Annotated in this window: 20 protein-coding genes; 1 reads left to right on the top strand and 19 read right to left on the bottom strand. The window is 42.6% G+C overall.

The window, feature by feature from the left end; translation table 11 throughout:
• Positions 1 to 28: 28 nt before the first annotated feature.
• Positions 29 to 547: a protein tyrosine phosphatase family protein gene (locus BWD47_RS01705; protein ID WP_075593237.1), complete on the top strand. Its 519-nt coding sequence runs from the start codon at positions 29 to 31 to the stop codon at positions 545 to 547.
• Between the two features lie 14 nt (positions 548 to 561).
• Here BWD47_RS01705 and BWD47_RS01700 read toward each other — a convergent pair whose 3' ends face one another.
• The 19 genes from BWD47_RS01700 to BWD47_RS01610 all read right to left on the bottom strand — a co-directional run bounded on the left by BWD47_RS01700 (position 562) and on the right by BWD47_RS01610 (position 19,784).
• Positions 562 to 1,068 (bottom strand): Sbal_3080 family lipoprotein, encoded by a 507-nt coding sequence (locus BWD47_RS01700; protein ID WP_036972093.1) that lies wholly within the window; start codon positions 1,066 to 1,068, stop codon positions 562 to 564.
• Positions 1,069 to 1,092: 24 nt separating this feature from the next.
• Positions 1,093 to 3,345 (bottom strand): carbohydrate binding family 9 domain-containing protein, encoded by a 2,253-nt coding sequence (locus BWD47_RS01695; protein WP_143474472.1) that lies wholly within the window; start codon positions 3,343 to 3,345, stop codon positions 1,093 to 1,095.
• 197 nt (positions 3,346 to 3,542) lie between these two features.
• The gene (locus BWD47_RS01690; RefSeq protein WP_075593236.1) at positions 3,543 to 4,844 is read right to left on the bottom strand and encodes a DEAD/DEAH box helicase; all 1,302 of its coding nucleotides are present in this window, start codon (positions 4,842 to 4,844) and stop codon (positions 3,543 to 3,545) included.
• 138 nt (positions 4,845 to 4,982) lie between these two features.
• Complete coding sequence (locus tag BWD47_RS01685; protein WP_227006860.1) at positions 4,983 to 5,789, bottom strand: MipA/OmpV family protein; 807 nt, start codon at positions 5,787 to 5,789, stop codon at positions 4,983 to 4,985.
• Complete coding sequence (locus tag BWD47_RS01680) at positions 5,786 to 7,012, bottom strand: beta-ketoacyl-ACP synthase (RefSeq protein ID WP_065979019.1); 1,227 nt, start codon at positions 7,010 to 7,012, stop codon at positions 5,786 to 5,788. The genes BWD47_RS01685 and BWD47_RS01680 overlap by 4 nt, the downstream gene beginning before the upstream one ends.
• Positions 7,012 to 7,737, bottom strand: a complete 726-nt coding sequence (fabG, locus tag BWD47_RS01675) for a 3-oxoacyl-ACP reductase FabG (RefSeq protein WP_074988764.1) — start codon at positions 7,735 to 7,737, stop codon at positions 7,012 to 7,014. The genes BWD47_RS01680 and fabG overlap by 1 nt, the downstream gene beginning before the upstream one ends.
• Complete coding sequence (locus BWD47_RS01670; RefSeq protein WP_075593235.1) at positions 7,734 to 8,189, bottom strand: 3-hydroxylacyl-ACP dehydratase; 456 nt, start codon at positions 8,187 to 8,189, stop codon at positions 7,734 to 7,736. The genes fabG and BWD47_RS01670 overlap by 4 nt, the downstream gene beginning before the upstream one ends.
• Positions 8,182 to 9,339 (bottom strand): beta-ketoacyl-ACP synthase, encoded by a 1,158-nt coding sequence (locus BWD47_RS01665; RefSeq protein ID WP_075593234.1) that lies wholly within the window; start codon positions 9,337 to 9,339, stop codon positions 8,182 to 8,184. The genes BWD47_RS01670 and BWD47_RS01665 overlap by 8 nt, the downstream gene beginning before the upstream one ends.
• A gap of 2 nt (positions 9,340 to 9,341) precedes the next feature.
• Entirely contained in the window at positions 9,342 to 9,893 is a 552-nt protein-coding gene (locus BWD47_RS01660) for a DUF3261 domain-containing protein (protein WP_036972104.1), read from the bottom strand.
• The gene (locus tag BWD47_RS01655; RefSeq protein ID WP_075593233.1) at positions 9,881 to 11,122 is read right to left on the bottom strand and encodes an NAD(P)/FAD-dependent oxidoreductase; all 1,242 of its coding nucleotides are present in this window, start codon (positions 11,120 to 11,122) and stop codon (positions 9,881 to 9,883) included. Before BWD47_RS01655 ends, BWD47_RS01660 begins: the two co-directional genes overlap by 13 nt.
• 3 nt (positions 11,123 to 11,125) lie before the next feature.
• Positions 11,126 to 13,345, bottom strand: coding sequence for a hypothetical protein (locus tag BWD47_RS01650; RefSeq protein ID WP_036972106.1), 2,220 nt, complete (start codon positions 13,343 to 13,345; stop codon positions 11,126 to 11,128).
• Entirely contained in the window at positions 13,342 to 13,863 is a 522-nt protein-coding gene (locus tag BWD47_RS01645) for an outer membrane lipoprotein carrier protein LolA (RefSeq protein ID WP_075593232.1), read from the bottom strand. Before BWD47_RS01645 ends, BWD47_RS01650 begins: the two co-directional genes overlap by 4 nt.
• Positions 13,863 to 14,288, bottom strand: coding sequence for a thioesterase family protein (locus tag BWD47_RS01640; RefSeq protein WP_075593231.1), 426 nt, complete (start codon positions 14,286 to 14,288; stop codon positions 13,863 to 13,865). The genes BWD47_RS01645 and BWD47_RS01640 overlap by 1 nt, the downstream gene beginning before the upstream one ends.
• A complete protein-coding gene (gene hutH / locus BWD47_RS01635; protein WP_256719149.1) occupies positions 14,281 to 15,825 on the bottom strand; it encodes a histidine ammonia-lyase in 1,545 nt (514 codons plus the stop codon). Before hutH ends, BWD47_RS01640 begins: the two co-directional genes overlap by 8 nt.
• A 1-nt stretch (position 15,826) precedes the next feature.
• Positions 15,827 to 16,795, bottom strand: a complete 969-nt coding sequence (locus BWD47_RS01630) for an acyltransferase (RefSeq protein WP_075593230.1) — start codon at positions 16,793 to 16,795, stop codon at positions 15,827 to 15,829.
• Positions 16,795 to 17,532, bottom strand: coding sequence for a glycosyltransferase family 2 protein (locus BWD47_RS01625; protein ID WP_075593229.1), 738 nt, complete (start codon positions 17,530 to 17,532; stop codon positions 16,795 to 16,797). The genes BWD47_RS01630 and BWD47_RS01625 overlap by 1 nt, the downstream gene beginning before the upstream one ends.
• Positions 17,533 to 17,535: 3 nt before the next feature.
• Positions 17,536 to 17,889 carry a thioester dehydrase gene (locus tag BWD47_RS01620; RefSeq protein WP_051501863.1) on the bottom strand — a complete coding sequence of 118 codons (354 nt, stop codon included), beginning with the start codon at positions 17,887 to 17,889 and terminating at the stop codon, positions 17,536 to 17,538.
• Complete coding sequence (locus BWD47_RS01615; RefSeq protein WP_065979011.1) at positions 17,873 to 19,231, bottom strand: class I adenylate-forming enzyme family protein; 1,359 nt, start codon at positions 19,229 to 19,231, stop codon at positions 17,873 to 17,875. The genes BWD47_RS01620 and BWD47_RS01615 overlap by 17 nt, the downstream gene beginning before the upstream one ends.
• The gene (locus tag BWD47_RS01610; protein ID WP_036972119.1) at positions 19,218 to 19,784 is read right to left on the bottom strand and encodes a hypothetical protein; all 567 of its coding nucleotides are present in this window, start codon (positions 19,782 to 19,784) and stop codon (positions 19,218 to 19,220) included. The genes BWD47_RS01615 and BWD47_RS01610 overlap by 14 nt, the downstream gene beginning before the upstream one ends.
• Positions 19,785 to 19,788 lie beyond the last annotated feature (4 nt).

Here is a 19,788-nt window from a genome sequence, read left to right as displayed (position 1 = left end):
AAACATTAACCTAATTAAAAGAGACATTATGAATAAGCTCATACACTTAGCGTTATTCGCTTTACTGTCGTTTTCAACGATAGCCGCTCAAACAGACGTAACACAACTTGATATTTTAAACTTAAAAGCACAATCAGAGTCTGTTTATACCTCGGGTCAACCCAGCCAAACAGACTTTGCTAAGTTAAAAGACGTGGGGCTGCAAACAGTTATTAACTTACGCGGCGATAATGAAACTAGCTGGTCGGAGAAAGAGTTAGTAAGTGGACTCGGTATGAATTACTACCATATTCCAGTTCGTTCGAAAGCAGATATTACGCTTGAGAATGCCACAAAACTTCAAGCCTTACTGCAAACACATCAACAAGAAACCACCTTATTGCACTGTGCTAGTAGTAATCGTGTCGGTGCTTTGGTTGCGCTTTATCATGCTGTGACACTTAAAAAACCGATAGATGAAGCAATTGAAACCGGTAAACAATGGGGCCTGAAAAGCCTTGAAAGTGTGGTAAGAAATAAAGTTAAAGAAGAGATTGGTCAGCCATAGGCTGACCAACTTAATTAGATCGCTGTTTTTTCAGATTTATTTTTGTTTTTGCTTTCAACTTGCTGAAACATCGCATCAACCAGTTCGATAATTTTATCATTAGCATCAATAAACTTATCTAGCCCACCACCAGTGCGGTAGCTTGCTTGAGCAATCGTTTCTTTTTGCTCAGGATCCATCACCCAAATATTAGCATACGCCATGTACAGGGCGAGATCCCAATGCCAATTAGCGACATAAAAAGCAACTGCATCACAGCCATCCGTGTTAGCCGATGTAATATCCGTTTGGTACGCTTGATGTTTTAAAACATAATTTGCTGGGATAACACGAGTTTTCACGTTATGTTTGGCAAACCCTGATTCTAGCGCCGTTACGACCCCCTCTTTAACAGCTTGATGCTCTGCAATACACACTGTTTTTGGTACTTCGGCTTCAAAATGTGAGACGTCTTGTTTTGCTGCACACCCAGCAAGCACTGTTGCTACCGCAGTAACGACTGATAACTTTAATAACTTCATTGTTTTCCTTACTTATAATTATAACTAAAGCTGCCATGCATAGCTTAGTTTTGTGAAAAATGTTCGTTGATCACGTTCTAGCTCTTTTAAAGAGTCATCCTGATAGCCTTTATCCGAATAACCTAAATAGAACAGGGTTTGTGAATTTATTTTGTATGAATACACTAATTGGCTGGCGAAATCACGGTTAATTTCACTCACGTTAGAAAAATAGGCATCTCTATCACGATCTATGTCTTTAAATTGCAATACCAGCTTGAGCATTGAGCGCATATTAAATTTATAATACACACGTAAATCAGTGAGGTTTGCAGTATAAACGCGTTCATTTTGCTCGTTATCAAGGTAGCTATAACTGTGCTCTAACTGAACTTGCCAGTGGTCATTAATATCCCAAGTCATTTCAGGCTCGACACGCACCATCGTGCCAAGTTGCGCATTGCTGTAATCTATTTTGCTGCCATACTGAGCATACAGTAAAAAGCGGATATCGCGGATGGGCCTAAAACCGCCATAAATATAAGCGATGTTTTGATTAAAGAACTGCCCTGCGTAAAATTCATTGCGGTGAATAAAGCCGATTTCAGTCTGTGACTGCATTTTACCTTTAAAGGTAAAGAAGCCATCGTATTCTTCTTCGAGTAGGTCACCATTTTGTGCCCAGGTTTTATCCCACTCAGCATTATAGCTGTACTCAGTGACAATATCATCGGCATCACGATACCAGGTTTGACCGCCTCCGAGTTGAGCTTGTTTATAGTCAACTTTTGCTTGATAACCTAAGTCAGAGCGATACTCCTCACCAATGTTTTCATAGCTTGCATACAGTTCATAATCACGTTTGGTACGACTAAACTCTACTTTATAGGCCTGATCTGATTGCGTTTCTTCTAAGCCATAAACATCAACTAAAAAATCAGAGTTTTTTGTATCGGTTGTTGCAACTTGGTATTGCAAGCTGTCTGTTTGGTTAAACCAATAACTGCCATCGAGTGATAATACCGAGTTATGATAATCATCATTTTCCCGGTGTGTACTCATAACCCCAATAGTGCCTTTTTGACCAATATCAAATTGATAGCGCCCCACAGCGGCATGAGTTTTATCGCCTAGATTTGCAAAATATGAGCCTTGGTTGGTTGGTAATAACACACTGGTGTTGTCATCATCTGCATATATAAACCCATAGCTGTGGTTACCGGTCTTGCCTGTTAACTTAACGCCTACGTCAGGCTCGGCTATTGTGCGTGTATACAACAACTCGAACTGACTGGTTTTAAAATAGGATGCTCCATCTAAAAAGAATGGGCGTTTTTCAGCATAATAAATCGAGTAAGTGGTGTTAACATCAAGTTCAAGAGAGTCCGCTTCAACTTGCGAAAAGTCAGGGTTAATCGTTGCATTAATCACTGCATCTTGTGTAACGCCCCAGCGTAAATCAAGGCCCGCTTCTGTATCAACATCTCCATTTTGCCAATCACCTGGCAGCGTATTTTTTGTATCATTACGAAGCGCAGTTAAAGTCGGGGTAAGCTGAATATTCATACTTTGTGTCATGTCAGCAAACCCCGTTAGTTTATCAAACTGGCAAAAACTGCACTTTACATCACGGTCAAAGCCTACGTTAGACATTTGATAAAACACATCACGCGGATAATTACGCCAAACAGCCAAGCTCCAAGTAAGTTGTTCTTTACCTTTTGGAAAACGCAGTGCCGTAAAGGGAATGCGCATCTCAACCACATAACCCTCATCGGTAATTTGACCTGCACTATCCCAGATTGCATCCCATGATGGGTCTTCCACCCAATCGTCGATATCGGTCATGCGCATATCGCCTTGCGCACCTAGTGGGTTTACGTAAAACTCATAACCCGTTCGTTCGTCGTTAAAGGTATCGATCATCAGGGCAACATTATCGTCTTGCCACAGTGTATCTCTGTCACGAAGTGCTGCACGTATTTGTGACGGGTCTGGGTCTTTAGCAATAAAGCCAACGTACAAGTATTGGCCATCTTCATACAGGTAGGCATCGGTGTGTACCGGTGGCGTGCCCTTTTCATTAGGCTCATTCTGATATTTTAGCGGTACTTTTGTTGCTTGTTGCCAATGAGCTTCATCCATAACGCCATCAACACTGATTGATTCTTTAATATGCGCTAAAGCAAACTCCACTTTGTCGCTAGCCGTTGCTAGCGAAGAAATACTGACGCAACTGAAAATTAGGCAGGATTTTACAACACGGGTTATTATTTTTTTTAAGTACAGCATAAACATCCATTTAGACACGTGCGCACAAATTACACGACTTCATTGATTAAAAAAGCAATTGTAATTCAACAAGGTACACTTGTTAATAACAAACCACTCTTTTAACCATAAAAATTAACAAAAACACTCCTTTTGGACTAGTTTTAGGTTCAAAAAAAGCCCCATGGCCGAAAGGCGATGGGGCTAATTACGACCAATAAACGCTATTTTTTTAAGCTAAGTTTATTGCCTTTAAGTGATTTTCTCACTTTAGCAATACGCGAGCGGTTCTTGGCTCTGGCTTCGCCCGTTGCCTGCCCTGATGGCTTATTGCTTCGGCTACGACGTAAATGAGATGGCTTTTTACCAATTTTGTCGATCAGGACTTCACGATTACTTACTTCATAACCCGGCAGCACTATACGGTTAATGCGTTGACCAATTAACTTTTCAATATCGAATAACGTATTCTCTTCTTCGCGACTTACAAATGAGATTGCCTCTCCCGGTTTACCAGCACGACCTGTACGACCAATACGGTGTACATAGTCTTCAGCAAGCCAAGGTAAATCAATATTGATCACTCGTGGAAGGCCTTCAATATCAATACCACGAGCTGCAACTTCAGTTGCAACAAGCACACGTACTTTACCTTCTTTAAATTCACGTAGTGCACGACGTCGGTTACCTTGGGTTTTATCACCATGGCACACAGCCGCAGGAATACCATCAAGGTTCAATTCTTTAACGAGCTCATCGGCTGTTTCTTTCATGTTGACGAACACTAACACTTGCTGCCAATTTTTCTTACCGATCAGTTCTGAAAGAAGCTCTTGTTTACGGCGCTCTTCAACAGGATAAACAACGTGCTGTACGGTTTCTGCTGTACTGTTTGTTTGATCGACACGAATAATTTCAGGTTGCTTAAGAACTTTGCTTGCAAACTGTTTTATCGCCGCGGGGTACGTTGCTGAAAAGAGTAAAATTTGACGTGTTTCATCACAGCCGTTTATAACCGTTTGCATATCAGTTATAAAACCCATATCGAGCATACGGTCTGCTTCATCAAGAACCAAATGCTTTACATTTGCTAAGCTGATATTACCCAAACGAAGATGATCTAATAAACGACCAGGTGTCGCCACAACGATATCAACACCCGCTTTAAGATCGTTTGCTTGTCCGGCTAAATTAACACCGCCAAATAAACACACTGTTTTTAGTGCCGTGTATTTAGCAAACGCTTTAACGTTATTGGCGATTTGCTCAGCAAGTTCACGCGTCGGAGCAAGCACAAGTGCGCTCGGCGCATTGTTATCACTTAAGGTTGATTCAGATAATTTTTGAATAAGTGGCAGCGCAAACGCAGCGGTTTTACCGGTGCCTGTTTGTGCGCTAGCAAGTACATCTTTCCCTTTTCGTACCGCAGGAATTGCACTGCGTTGAACGGGAGTAAGCGTATGGAAATTAAGTTCTTCTAATGCCTGTAAGAGCTCAGAAGAAAAACTAAACGATTTAAAGTTCATGCTGTATAACCTGCGGCCATCATATCAAGGGTCGCAAATTATACAGAAAAAAAATGACTTTAGTTAGTTATTACTTCACTAAAGTGCCTTTTAATAAAACAAGTAAGGGTGATCGTCGTTTAATATGTGCCGCACTCATTAAAAATGCTTACGGTAGAATTTCCACGCAACACCAAAGCCAATAGACACATTATAGTCTTGCTTAACGAGCGGGCTTGCATGTTGCTGACTATTAGCAAGATGGTGATATTTAACAAAGCCACCTAGCCAGTAGTTAGGTGTATCGAAATGGAGCCCAATTGACACATCAGCACCTGAAAAACCTGAACGGCTTGCGTATATTTGCCGTGTTGCATTACTTTCTATTTCGTTAACCGCGTAGTAATAGTTTAAATAACGCTCTGTCGCAAAATTTACATTACCACGAAATGCGACTGAAAACTGTGAGTGTGCTTGCTCTAAAAGCGGTATGGTGTAATAAATACTGGGACCATAACGCCAACCTATATCATCTACATCACCAAAATCAGTCGCAATGGCTTTACGTACAAAGAGACTAAAATACATGTGCTCTTTGCTATTTGGTTCACCGATAACGTAATAATTTAAGGATGGCCCTAATTCAAACACCCAATCAAGGTCGTCCATGCCCTCGCGTGCTTTGTTATCTTTACTATCAACGGCTAAACCAACACCCGCCGATAAATCTAAATGCAGGTTTTCATGTTGCCACAGGTAACCGGTGAAGTTATTACGGTCAATGGCCATTTTCTCACTTTGATAGCGGAAATAAGGCACTGGAAGTAAATATTTTTCGCTCTCATCTGAGCCTAAATAATGGGGAATATCGGCATAAAATACCCCAGCCCCCAACTCCATTTTTGCTGCGCTGTACGCCTTAACGCTAACCAGAACTAAAATAACAACAACGCAGCGCCAGATCATGCTTGCCACTTCTTAAAAATTAACGATGTATTAATACCACCAAATGCAAAATTGTTAGACATAATATAGTCCGTACGCATTTCGCGGCCTTGTCCAGTTATGTAATCAAGGTCAGCACATTCAGCATCAACGTGGGTCAAATTAATAGTCGGTGCAAACCAGCTATCATTCATCATATTAATACTTGCCCATGCTTCAATTGCACCGCAGGCACCGAGTGTATGCCCTAAGTAACTTTTTAATGAACTAATTGGCTTTTTACCTAAAGCATTAAAGGTCGCATGAGATTCAGCAATGTCACCTCTATCAGTCGAGGTGCCATGAGCGTTAACATAGCCAATATCATCGGCACTTAACTGGGCATCTGCCAGTGCCAATTCAATAGCAACTTGCATAGTTTCGGCTGTAGGTTGGGTCACATGTTGACCATCTGAATTACAGCCAAAACCTACTAGCTCTGCAAAAATTGTCGCTCCACGAGCGACGGCATGTTCATACTCTTCTAAAATTAACGTACCAGCCCCTTCACCAATAACAAGACCATCTCGATGTTGATCAAACGGACGTGGCGTCTGTTTTGCTGCATCATTTTTTGTGCTGGTTGCATATAACGTATCGAAAACCGCCGCTTCGGTAATGCATAACTCTTCGGCACCACCCGCAACCATCACTTTTTGACGCCCAAACTTAATGGCCTCATACGCGTAACCGATTCCCTGTGAGCCTGAGGTACATGCGGAGCTTGTCGTGATTACTCTGCCCTTTATTTTGAAAAACACGCCCACATTGACAGGGGCCGTATGTGCCATCATTTGAATATAGCTGGTTGCTGTCACCCCAGTCATTTCCCCCGTTTCCATCATTTTGGCAAAGGCAAGCAACGGCGGCGTTGAGCCAGTTGATGAGCCAAACGCAATCCCTGTAGAGCCATCGGTTAAACTTGGGTGCTCTAACAGTCCCGCATCTTGTAAAGCATGCTCGGTCGCACAGGTCGACATTAAGGCAACTCGCCCCATTGAACGCACTTGTTTACGCTTGTAATGGCTGGGTTTTGTAAAATGAGTAACCGGCGCAGCTAAGCGCGTGTTAAGCTCTGGTGCGCTATCCCAGTCGGTCATGTACTGAACTGCGTTTTCACCTTTTTGCAAAGCGGCTTTAAATTCCTCCCAAGTATCGCCCAGCGCAGTAATAGCCGACATACCTGTAACAACAACACGTTTCATTACACCATTCCGCCATTAACCGAGATAACCTGACGCGTAATGTAAGCCGCATCTTCAGAGCATAGGAATGAAACGGTTCCTGCAACTTCGTTTACTGAGCCCATACGTTTTAATGGGATCATTTTTAGCATGTCATCGACGGGTAAATCATCGGTCATTGCTGTTTCAATAAGTCCAGGGGCAACACAGTTCACCGTAATTTTGCGTTTTGCGAGTTCTAGCGACAATGCTTTGGTTGCACCAATGATCCCCGCTTTTGCAGCACTGTAGTTTACTTGACCACGGTTACCCGCAATACCAGACACTGATGCCATAGTAACAATGCGGCCCCCTTTACGGGTTTGAACCATTGGCATTACCGTGGGATGAACCACATTGTAGAATCCATCAAGACCAGTGCGAATAACTTTATCCCAATCATCACCTTGCATCGCAGGAAAGGCCATATCGTTAGTAATACCCGCATTACAGATCACGCCGTAATATGCCCCATGTGCTGCAATATCTGCTTCAATTTGTTGTTTTGCCAGCGCCCGATCACACACATCAAACTGTAACAAGCTTGCATGACAACCACGCTCCCTGATTTCTTTACAAGTTTGCTCAGCCTCAGTCACACCACTTCGACAATGAACCGCAATATCAAAGCCATCTTTTGCTAATCGTAATGCGATTGCTTTACCTATTCCACGGCTCGAACCTGTGACTAAAATTCGTTTTGTCATTGATTTTCTCTTATAAACTGCATGGGGTCCTGAGGCTGAAACACATTTATTTTTGCTTCTGCTAATAATGTTTCAGCATCATGAATTTGACACTCAAACACACTCAACCCGGATTCTTCTTGATATAACCTTGCAACGGATACTGTTAACGTACTGCCGTTATTAAATACAGGCGCATACGTTTTATACTTACGCGTCCCGATTAAAAAGCCAATTTGGACAGCATCGCCTCTGTCTTTTGCCAACGCCCCCGCATACGCAGCAATGGCTTGTGCCATATACTCACAACCAATATAGCTGGCAACGCCGCGCAAACTCTCATCGTAAAAAGGGCTGTCAGGGCTGATATCTACTTCACAGCAGCCAGATTCATCGGTGTAACCGTTAAGGCGATTGAGCAAAATCATTGGGTCACTATGAGGGACGACGTGCTCAATTTTATAGTTATTCATGCAGATGTCCTAATATTACACTGACATTATTGCCCCCGAAGGCAAAAGAATTCGATAAACAATAGCTAACAGATGCGTCTCTGGGCTGAGTTATTAGGTTAATGTCACTCAGGGATTCATCTACTTCTGCGTTATTAAACACCAAGCGCGTAAACTCAGGGTAAGCTAAATATAACCAACATAGGCCTGCTTCTAGTGCACCTGCAGCACCTAAAGTGTGACCCGTTAAATGTTTTGATGAGCTAACGGGCGTATTGTTGCCAAACACCTTACTGATTGCAAGTGACTCCATGGCATCATTTTGCACTGTTGCAGTTCCATGAGCATTGATATAGTCAATATCTGTTGCGAGTAGATTGGCATCATTAAGTGCTTTTTGCATTGCACTTATTGCACCCGAACCATCACTAATTGGCGCTGAAATATGGTGAGCATCGGAGCTTTCCCCCCCTCCTAAAAATGCCACTGCGTGATCATTGAGTTGCTCTTTACTCATCACAAACACGGCTGCTGCTTCACCGATATTAATGCCTTTTCTATCCTTACTAAATGGCTTACAAATTTCATCGCTAATTGAAGAGAGTGAATCAAAACCGTTCACTGTCAGCTGGCACAAGCTATCAACTCCACCACAAATAACCACATCGGCTAAGTCTGCACTGAGCAAGGCACGTGCACTGATCATTGCCTTGGCACTTGAGCTGCATGCTGTCGAAATGCTGTAACAGGGACCCGTTGCATCAAGTGTCTTTGCAATGTAAGCCGCGGGTGCGATGAGAGCTTGGTCGTAATAATTAAACTGAGCCGGCCATTTTCCTTCTTTAGCGTGTACTTTACGTGCCCTCTCCCCCTCTTGAATAGCAGCCGTGCTTGTGCCCATAACCACCGCAATACGATCGCGTGAACATGTTACTTTTGCTAGCGTGTCGGTCAGTTGTGCCAAGGCTAAGTCAATAAGCTTATAGAATCGCATTGATTCTGTTAACGGTAACACATCCACTAACCCCACAAATGTTGGGCGCTGTTCAAAAACAAGTGAAGACACGTTTGTAAGTGTTTGAGTTGGCGCTTGACTGATGCGCGCCATGGTGTGCTTTTGCCCAATCCCTAATGCACTCACAATTCCTAAATCATTGAGCCAAAATGGCATAATCAATTAACCCTTTGAAATATTATTTTGTAGTTTCGCTGATAATTTACGAGCTCTGTTTTTTCTTCTAAAAAACGGATCTCACTAATCAACTCATCACCTTTATAAAGCAAACGCTTTGAGTCTTTTGCAACTATTTTTAAACCATAAAGCTGCGAACTGAGTACTTCCACAGGCCAATGCACAAGCATTATATCGGCCAAAATATAGCGCGGGTCAAGACGCTCAATTGGCAGCATTTTTTTACTTTTAACGGGTCCTGAAATCGCTTTTTCCAATTGAAAAACAGGCACTCCTTGTGCGGTCATCACCACGAGGTTAATTCCACTAAGACTGTTAATATCGAGCTGTGCTAGTAACGTGTGGCTTTCATCGTTGTGACTGACTTCTAACACCTGCTGCCAATTATCTGCAACAAATGAAGCAGGCGGATCCATTAAATAAATCCCCGCATTGGGAGCAAGATCCACCCCTGCTTTAACTGCAAACTCACTTGCACAGCTCGCTAATAACAGGACCATTGCTGCAATGACTAACGTTTTTAATCTCGACATAGCTCAACCAAGGTATTCAAGCGTCGCTCGCTTTGTTTTACAAATGGATTATCAAGGTCCCACGCGTACCCTGCCAAAATAGCACTGATCATTTCTCGTACTTGCTGGTTTTGTTCACTGTAAAAAATCACATCTTGAAACGAAGTATCATACCAAGCAGCCACATAAGTTCGAAAACAGTTTACACCCTGCTGCAATGGCTCACTGTACTGTGCTTGAAAATCAACCTGTTTGCCCTGTAAGTAGTCATCGACTAGTGGCGCAACTAATGATGCCGATTTTAACGCAATTGTGACTCCCGATGAAAACACCGGATCTAAAAACTCACCCGCATTGCCCAGTAACGCAAAGTGTTCCCCATGAAGCGAGGCTACATTGGCTGAGTATCCTTTAATTGTTCGTGCTTCGCCAATTGCAACTCTACGTGCAAGTAATTCACTTAAATACGTATCTTGCTCAATAAACTCATTTAAACAAGCTAAAGGCGCTGTGTCTTCAAATTGGCTAGGTTTCCCAACCACACCGATACTGGCAGTCCCATCACTGAATGGAATAAGCCAATACCAAATATCGTTATGTTTTGGATGCACATTGATCAGGATTTTTTCGCGATCAAATTTATCATCAGTAATATTGTCTTCAAAATGACTGAAATACGCCCAGCGTACAGGAAAATTTGATGGCGTTTCTAAATCAAGTAAACGTGGTAATACGCGGCCAAAACCACTGGCGTCTAATACAAACCGCCCTTTTATTTGGTAGCGTTGATTTTTTTCATTATCAACGGTGAGTAAAGCACCATCGCCATGGTCTGTGTACTCTATGACGCTGTGCTGATAACGAATTTCAGCCCCTTGTTCCATTGCGCCATCTGCTAAACACTTATCAAAATCAGCCCGTTTTACTTGAAATGTCGTACCAGGGCCTTGAGTAAATTTTTCGGTAAAGTCAATCGCCGTATGCTCGCCTCGACGTTGAAATGCAGCACCATTTTTAAATTGGAAGCCCAACGTGTCAGCTTGCTCTTTGACACTCTCAGCTAAGTTTGCTTCTGCAAGAAAGTGCATACACTGTGGCAGTAAGCTTTCACCAATTGAAAATCGAGGGAATACTTGTTGTTCTAGCACCACGACACGCCAGCCTTTATTCACCAGTAAACTGGCTGCAACGGCACCCGAAGGCCCTGCGCCAATAATGACGACATCTGCCTGTTGAATCTGATTATTCACCTATTATTTTTCCTTATTATTAGGTAATGCGACACAGAGCGGCGCTAACAAATAAATGCAAATCAGCCCCACTAACACGGTTAAACCAAAACTAAAAATAGCGGGCGTTTTTGATACCGCTAGCATACCAAATACCCACATAGAAGAGGCGGCAGATAAGCTAATCGCTAATACATTGCTCGGGGTTAACTTATTGATTTGATAAAACACTAAATAGTCGATTGCGAGCGCTAAAATAAGCAAGCATCCCAATAAGTTAAATATTGATAATTGTGTTTGAATTGCACTACAAAGCAGTAAAACGGCTGCTAATGTTAACCCCAATATTAACCCTTGCTGGTAAGCGACTTTAAAACCAAACTTAAAGGTAAACAATAACATGGCAAACGTGATAGCGATTGCAATGGTTACCAATAACGAGTGTGAGTAATCCTCTAGCCCCGCAGTTATCATGGCCACTTTATCGTACACTAGCAGCTCGCTTTCAACGCGAGCCCACTCAGCTAATTGCGTTTTATCGATACCCGTAACCATAAACCAGCTTGCAGCAAATTCGTTGTTTAAAATCACTTGATTAGCAATAAGAGGACCTAACGGTGAGTCTAGTGCAGCGTCCAGAGTAAGGATTGAATCTGACAACACTAAAGGACTGCCTGTCAATTGTGTGACAACATCGAGTGATGCGTGATGCACACGCATCTCATTGTTATTTTTTTGTTGTGTACTTGCACTCGGCACAAGGTCACTGAGCATCAATGCCTGACCACCTTGCTGCTTAATTTTAACTTTTAGTGCTTCTTGTTTAAGTAAAAGCTGCTCAGCATTTTCGGCAAACATGATCATTATTTGCCCATTATCTTTACCTAATAAAGACATGTGCAAGGCTTCGTTGTTCATAAGCACTTGAGGACTTGCATTGAGCAGCTTCACATCATCATTTAATACGGGAGGTTTTAACAGCGAAAACACACTGAGGCTAACGAGCAGTAGCAAGATGATCGCGACTTTTTGCCGATGAATAGACTTAAGCAGGGCACTTAATTTTTCCGCAAATTTTCCTGCCTCAACACTGATTGTGAGTCTTGCTTGCCAACTAGGGAGTAAAAGCAGTGTAGTGAGCCACGCGGTTATCAGTCCTGCTACAACAAAAACCCCAACCTGAGTTAATAACTGCACAGGCGAGAAAAATAAACTCGCATAGCCTAATGTTGTCGTCACTAAAGACAACAAAAGAGCAAGTTTAAGGCCCCGACTAAAGCCATTTTTATGCGTTGTTAAGTCCAGCATGCTATGAAATGCGTAATCAATTGCAATACCAATTAAGGTCACCGCAAAAACAAGCGTTAACACATGAATCTCAGCAAAAAAGATAGCCAAGGCTATGCTGCCACCAAGCGCTGCGCTGATAACCGTCACAGAAGCAAGCCATAATGCGTTAAACGACCTGAAAACCCAAACCACCATAATAATCAGCGCGATTAAGCTCAAAGTCCCGAACAAGGTCATTTCAAATTTTGCTTGTTGTGCATTTTCTGCGGTATGAAATAAAGCACCTGAATAATGTACACTGGTGTGTGGGTAATTCGTATGTAGTTGGGCAAGTTGAGCGAGCACATCATCATTTAATGCCACTGCTTGGTCTATCGAAAATGCATTATCGGCTGCGTGTACAAACAACATCAAATAGTCATTATCTAAATGGCGAATACTAATGCGGCCATCTGACATTTCAAATTGCTGTAATTGTGTGATTACCGAGGTTAAAAATTCTGCGGTACTTAAACTCGGATCCAGATTAATCGTACTCGATACAAAAGGATCGGCCACTTTACTCAATTGACTAAAATAGTAGTCCTGAAAACGACTCGCATCAGTTAATGCGTGTTGATAGCTTGGAGTCAACAAGTTGCCCGCATATTGACTATAGAACGTGGCAAGCTGTTCGACCTTGGGGACGCTAAAGCGCGGTGTGATATTTTTTTTAGCTAACCATGCAACCATTTCATCGTAAGCTTGCTCTTTATTTTCACCCGAAAATGAAAAGCTTAATTGCTGTTTGTTACTGGCAAAAAAGTGCGTTTCGAGCTGTTGGAGTCTAGGTTCTGACTGGGGAAGTAATGCCAATATATCATTATTTAAGGCGGGCTGTTTTATGACAAAAACAGCAACCAATAAGCTCGCCATTACTGTTAACCAACCCAGTGTTACCCCCCAAACTTTCACTGTGGGCTTCCATCTTGTGGGTATGAAAAGCGCAGTAACGTAACATTGCCATTTATCTCTTGTAAACGCACGCTGTTAACGTTTTTTTCATCAGCGCACACTGTAAACTGGCTAAAAATCTGCTGGAGCATTTCATCGTTAGGAAGTAATAATTGGCAATCATTGTCAGCGTGTTCACGGGTATCAAACTGTAAAGCCAGCGCCGCTTTATCGTGCTTTATAATCGCTTGTAAAAGGGCTACATATGGCTCGGCACCTTTTTGTAATTGCGCTTCCCCACGCTCATTATAGGTATAAACTTGGCCTTGTTTTATGACTAGTTTACTTTTTATAGGTGACTCTACTTGCCAAATAAGTCCTTGCTCAGTAAGTTTGAATAGCCCTTCAGATATAAACGGCTTAGTGAAACCTTTGAAATGTTTTTCTTGGCTAAAGGTGCCTTGCTTCAGACCAACTTGGTTTGCCATAAGTGGCCAAGCCATCATAAAACACAGTAACATTAATAGGCTATTTCGCATTACATCACCTTTTGCAGCTTGTCATGCAACACGGGGGGAGACACAAATTGCATGTCTTTAGACTCGATATCAACCGCCACCTGAATCGTCGTTGCTTTGGTTAGCTTTTTCCCTGTTTCGACATCGCTAATAACATAATCAATACGTAAGCGAGTTTCGTACTCTTTTAAATACGCATCAACCCTAATTTTTTGAGTAAACAATGCTGAGCCCACATACTTAATGTGCATATCAATGATCGGCCATGCATAACCCGACGCCTGCATTTGCAAATAGTCATAATCAAATAAACGCAGTAATTCACACCGCGCTACTTCCAAGTAACGCGGGTAATTACCATGCCATACCACATTCATTGGATCGCAATCATGAAAAGGAATTTCAATCTCTACATGGGTGCTTAATAATGCGCCACGACTATGCATATAAACTCCATCGTTTGGTTTGAATCGCATCAACAGTAAAACGTAATACGGCTTCTAAAGGGCGGTCTTCATCAAGCAGTGGGAAAAACTCACTAATATCTTGATACATGGCCTGCACATCGGCCGTTAAACTAGTAAATTCAAGCTCGCCTTGTGCAATACGCAAACGTAAACCCTGAATACTTGCTAACAGCGTGCTTGCAATCACTTGTTCTGTTAGCTGTAAAATACGCAAACAATCGCGCGCTGCAATCGTACCCATGCTCACTTTATCTTGGTTATGACACTCGGTTGAACGTGAAAAGACACTCGCTGGCATAGTCAGCTTTAATGCTTCAGCCGTATAAGCACTGGCACCAATTTGCACAGCTTTAAAGCCGTGGTTAATATAACGACGTTCGTCGTTACTGCCCGATAAGTTCGATGGCAAACCGTTGTTGTAACGCGTATCAACTAACGACGCAATTTGACGATCGGCTAAATCAGCTAAATTAGCAACCGCCGTTTTCATTGTATCCATTACCATTGCTATATGGCCGCCGTAGAAATGACCACCATGGAGCACATGCTCTCCCTCACCATCGATAATGGGATTATCATTTGCCGAATTAAGTTCATTTTCAATCATTTGCCTGAACCATGGCAGGCTATCTTGCAGTACACCAATCACATGAGGCGCACAGCGAATTGAATAACGGTCTTGTAAGCGATCAGCATTTCGAGGGTGTTCAACATGATTTAAATCCCCTCTGATCCACGCTGCAACCTGCTGTTGCCCGGGGTGAGGTTTTACAGAAAATAGTATGTCATCAAAGTGGTGGCTATTCCCTTTCAAAGCAAGGCTGGCAAGCGCCGTAATACGGCTAGTTAATTGCGCTAAATACGCCGCTCTGTCGAAGGCTAAACACGCCAGCGCAGTCATAACTGCAGTGCCATTCATCACTGCCAACCCTTCTTTAGGGCGCAGTTTCAATGGGGTTAAATCCAATGATTTCATCACTTCTAAGCTGTTTTTAATTTCGCCTTGATAGTATACGTCGCGCTCACCGACCATCGCACCAGCAACGTATGACAATGGCGTTAAATCGCCACTTGCTCCCACTGAGCCTTCTTGTGGAATAACCGGTACGATATTGTGATTTAAAAAGTCTTTTAGCAGGTTAAGCATGTCCCAGCTAACACCTGAATACCCTTGTGAAAGTGACGCTAATCGCGTGGCTAAAATGGCACGTCCTTGCTCAGGGGTAAACATACTTCCCATACCGCAACCATGAAAACGAGTAAGATGAAGAGGTAATTCATTCACCAAATCAAGCGGCACTTTAACGGTCACAGAATCGCCGTAGCCCGTAGTTACGCCATATATAACGCCATCATCTTCCAAAAGCTTGTCTAAAAATGCTACAGCACTGTCGATTTTCTTGGCAAATTGATTGTCTGAAGTTAACGCGACAGCTCCTTGCTCTAACGCAATATGAACAATATCTTCGATAGATAAACGTTGCTTGCCAAATGTTGTAGTAGAGTGCTCTGGCACCTTAGTTCTCCTTGTTTTGGTCGCGAGACACGTGCTCGTCATTTTGCCAAAAGTCATAAAAATTAAACCATTGATATGGGTATGCGGCAGCGTAATAGCTTAGCCTTTGAGCATAATCGCTGACAATCTTGTGTAATGTCTGTTGCCTTGTTTTACGCGGTAGAACAAGTTTATCAGCGTATTTTTCAAAAATAACACGATAAAATACTTTGCCATCGGCCGTCTTATCTTTTAAACAAAACAAATGAAAAACAGGGCAATCTAATAACGCAGCTAGAATAAATGGACCTTGAGAAAAAGGAGCTGGTTTTTCTAAAAAATCGGCCTCGATGACACGCCCCGCTGTTGTCGTACTGGTTCTATCGCCCACAATAACAACTATTTCGCCTTGCTCAACTTTATCTTTAAGCATTATTGCCATATCAGGGCCTAAGTCTGTCACTTGAATTAGGTTAATTGCGACATCTGGATTGATACTTTTTAAAAGTTTATTAAATTCCACGGCATGATGCGTAAATACCAATACATTAATCACTTTACTTGAGCGGTGCTGACTTAAAGCGCGGCACACCTCTAAATTACCCAAGTGTGAACCAATAAAAATGGCACCTTGCGCGTGTTCATCAAGCTCTATGAACAACGCCTCATTGGTATAAGAAATATTACTTTGGGGTATACGCGCAAGCCACGCATCGATTTTGTCAAAGGCGCTGTCCGCAAAACAACGAAAGTGTCGAAAGCTGTCTCGCCACGTCACTACTTTGTCATTACCATTAACTTTGCGTACTTGCGTTAAAAAGGCATAGGATGCGCGGCGCGCGGTTTTACCTGTTAAAAATAAATAAAACACCACAGGAAAAAGGATAACCCAGAGCCCTTTTCGACCCAGTATACGGTAGCTAAATAACAATATTTGCATACCCAGTCGATTGCCGCGCTCTTGCATTTTTGACCAGTGCTTTGCAGCCATTAACCCACCACCTTTCGCCAAATAAGTAGGGGCGAACGTAACAGCATGCCAAAGAACAAACGCGTGTGAAGCCATGAAATCCCCAAATTATCATGTAAAGCGCGAAAGTGAGAAACGCCGTTTTCGGGGTAAATAACTTGAGTGGGTAAGAAGGTAACCTTGACACCTTGCCAGTAAAGTCTGACCAATATTTCAATATCAAAGTCCATGCGTTTGCCAAGCGCTTGCTTTGCCATTAATTGCTTTACTGCGGTGAGTGGGTACACCCTAAAACCACACATTGAATCGACAATATCAAAGCTCAATGTTTCAACCCACACCCAAAAGTGAGTGATGTATCGACTCAAGTAACGATGTTTTGGTACTGAGCTGTCATATATTGGACAACCACTGATTACATTGTTTGGCTCGTTATTACTTAACTCAATGAGTTTAGCAATATCGTCTAGTGAATGCTGACCATCAGCATCCACCTGAATTGCATGACTAAAGCCGTGTTCATGCGCATATAACAACCCAGTTTGTACGGCGCCGCCTTTGCCCTGATTTTCTGCGTGTGTAAGTACCGTTAAATCGTCATATTGTTGCTGTAAAGACGCAAACACTTGTTTTGCATCATCGCAACTCCCATCATTCACCATAATAATCGGTAGTTTTAATGCATTGAGTTCTAAAATCACGGTTGCGATAGCATGGGTGTGGTTATAATTAGGAATGACAATACAAAATTGATTCATTGTTTATTCGCAAAACACAATTCGACCAGACGCATGCTGGCCTTTATCTGATTGATAACTAAATACACATTTGCCTTTAGCGTTGCGCTCAAGGGTTAAATTTACGGTCATATTTGGCGTGGTGACGACCTGAAACTTTAACACTTCTAAATCTTGCACCTGTGGACCAAACCCAAGGTACTGCTGCGCATATTTCACAGCCCAATCTAACTGCACAACCCCAGCTAAAATGGGAGCATCAGGGAAGTGCCCTCGAAAATAATCTAAATCAGCCGTAATCGTTAACGCTAGACTAACGCGGTGCTCTGTTTGCGATAAAACCGCCACCTGTGGGGTGACTTTATTCAGGCTTGGCAAAATACTGCTCCAGTGTTTTTAAACTCAACTTTGCTTGACTGTTAAAAGGTAATGCATCGATATAGCGCCACTTGCGAGGTAAACAAACACGCTCAAATCGGTTTGACAAATACGCTTGCAGGGTACGATTTATGACTAATTTACCATGTTCTTCAAGTTCATGACTGGCCTTATCCGTGAGCACAACGACAGCCCCAATTTGAACTCGTTTGCTTGGCAGAACAACCAGCTTAGCCTCTTTCACCCACTCGTGACTGAGTAAAAAGCATTCTAGCTCATCAAGGTTTAAGCGTTTTTCTTCTATTTTAATGGTTCTATCAATACGCCCAAGGAGCTTAAATTGCCCATTACTATGCACAATAGCTCTGTCATCTAATGGGTAGTTCGCATGTTCTAGAATAGATGAGTCAAGCATTAAGCGTCCTTCATGGTTAACTGACAAATGGTTACCATTAAAAGGCTGCCAAGGTACATCAACAGCGGCTTGAGTGACTTGCCGATAAGCAATTCCCCCCGTTTCAGTACTGCCAAACACTTGTGTTACCGGTCGTGCAAGTTGCTCACACAACATTTCGGCTTGTTCGTTATTTAAAGGACCACCCGATGAAAATAACCATGTCAACCTTGCGCGCTCTGGTATCAGTACATTATCCATGCACAATCTGCCTAACTGCGCGGGGCTTGATACAAGCACAGCATGCTGAATATGCTGCAACTTTTGCGCTATGTGTTCTGGATATTGAATTTGTTCACTGTCAATAACCTGCCCTTTTACAAGTGGCCAGAGTAAACGAAATAACAGACCATAAATATGCTGATGAGAAACTGTCGCCAAAAATGTAAACTGGCTTGGCAAATCAAACGCCATAGACAGAACCGATAACTCACGGTTGAGTACCCGCCATGGCTTCACTACTGGCTTAGATTGCCCTGAAGAGCCCGAAGTATAAAAAATAACGGCGGTTTTCGTTGGCCACTGTAAGCGTGGCAAACGGCTGTGAGTGTGCTGTTGGCTTAACTCAAGATTATTAAACACAATGCGGGTGTCTAATTCACGTGCATCACCCGCAAAAATAGGCGACTGCGCTAACAGGAGGCGCAACGTTTCCGGCTGACCATTTGGCGGCAAAATAACATTGTGCCCGCTGCAGGCGAGAGCAAATAGACGCACAGCAAATTGATACGTATCTGGGTGAAACAACACCACATGGCTGGTAGGTTTTAATCCAGCTAATTTATGTTGAAACGCACTGATATCAGCAAAAAACTGCTCACGGGTTATGTGTTTTTCTGCAACAACAAACGCTGAATCTGGGTGAAACTGTAGGTTACTCGCCACCATTATTTTTTACCTTTTGTCTAACTAGCCATTCCACTAGCATCAAAATAGCTATCAAGAGATAGGCAACCAAGCCATTGTAAAGTGTCCACACTGATAATGACGCGAATAGACTGGTGTAGAGCGCAACCGTGCCGTTTAAAAGAAAGAAAACGCTCCAAATTTTAGTCACTTGGCGCGTGTACCTTACTCCCTTACTATCTAGATCGGGCTCTTTTAAACGGGCGAAACTTTCAATCACTGTTGGCCCCTGTCGCAATGAGTAGATAAATGTAATCGCCATCACGGTGTTAATGATCACAGGGTATAATCTTAAGCCTAATTCGCTATTAAAAAACGGCGTAGTCGCAAGCGCCACAATTGCCAAAAATGACGCAGGTTTGAGCCAAGGCATTGTGCTTGTCAATTTTTGGCTCAACATTAACCTTATCGCAAGTAATGCGATTAAAATTAAGCTTACCTGCTTAATCGAAACATGCTGTAATCCAAAATACACAATAAATGGGTATAACGATAAGCACACTAAGACCAATGTTGTGGCGATTGCTTTAAGCATATGG

It is taken from the genome of Pseudoalteromonas sp. PAB 2.2, assembly GCF_001938575.1.
GTDB lineage: Bacteria > Pseudomonadota > Gammaproteobacteria > Enterobacterales > Alteromonadaceae > Pseudoalteromonas > Pseudoalteromonas lipolytica.
The sequence above is the reverse complement of the archived record's forward strand: the minus strand, read 5'-3'. Positions and strand labels throughout refer to the sequence as shown.

Bases quoted from the DNA above. Each gene is read 5' to 3' on its own strand.
- BWD47_RS01645 (WP_075593232.1), bottom strand. From the start codon at position 13,863: ATGCGAAATAGCCTATTAATGTTACTGTGTTTTATGATGGCTTGGCCA.
- BWD47_RS01670 (WP_075593235.1), bottom strand. From the start codon at position 8,189: ATGAATAACTATAAAATTGAGCACGTCGTCCCTCATAGTGACCCAATG.
- BWD47_RS01660 (WP_036972104.1), bottom strand. From the start codon at position 9,893: ATGTCGAGATTAAAAACGTTAGTCATTGCAGCAATGGTCCTGTTATTA.
- BWD47_RS01705 (WP_075593237.1), top strand. From the start codon at position 29: ATGAATAAGCTCATACACTTAGCGTTATTCGCTTTACTGTCGTTTTCA.
- BWD47_RS01615 (WP_065979011.1), bottom strand. From the start codon at position 19,231: ATGGTGGCGAGTAACCTACAGTTTCACCCAGATTCAGCGTTTGTTGTT.
- BWD47_RS01665 (WP_075593234.1), bottom strand. From the start codon at position 9,339: ATGCCATTTTGGCTCAATGATTTAGGAATTGTGAGTGCATTAGGGATT.
- BWD47_RS01690 (WP_075593236.1), bottom strand. From the start codon at position 4,844: ATGAACTTTAAATCGTTTAGTTTTTCTTCTGAGCTCTTACAGGCATTA.
- BWD47_RS01680 (WP_065979019.1), bottom strand. From the start codon at position 7,012: ATGAAACGTGTTGTTGTTACAGGTATGTCGGCTATTACTGCGCTGGGC.
- BWD47_RS01695 (WP_143474472.1), bottom strand. From the start codon at position 3,345: ATGTTTATGCTGTACTTAAAAAAAATAATAACCCGTGTTGTAAAATCC.
- BWD47_RS01685 (WP_227006860.1), bottom strand. From the start codon at position 5,789: ATGATCTGGCGCTGCGTTGTTGTTATTTTAGTTCTGGTTAGCGTTAAG.
- BWD47_RS01610 (WP_036972119.1), bottom strand. From the start codon at position 19,784: ATGCTTAAAGCAATCGCCACAACATTGGTCTTAGTGTGCTTATCGTTA.
- fabG (WP_074988764.1), bottom strand. From the start codon at position 7,737: ATGACAAAACGAATTTTAGTCACAGGTTCGAGCCGTGGAATAGGTAAA.
- BWD47_RS01630 (WP_075593230.1), bottom strand. From the start codon at position 16,795: ATGGCTGCAAAGCACTGGTCAAAAATGCAAGAGCGCGGCAATCGACTG.
- BWD47_RS01700 (WP_036972093.1), bottom strand. From the start codon at position 1,068: ATGAAGTTATTAAAGTTATCAGTCGTTACTGCGGTAGCAACAGTGCTT.
- BWD47_RS01625 (WP_075593229.1), bottom strand. From the start codon at position 17,532: ATGAATCAATTTTGTATTGTCATTCCTAATTATAACCACACCCATGCT.
- BWD47_RS01640 (WP_075593231.1), bottom strand. From the start codon at position 14,288: ATGCATAGTCGTGGCGCATTATTAAGCACCCATGTAGAGATTGAAATT.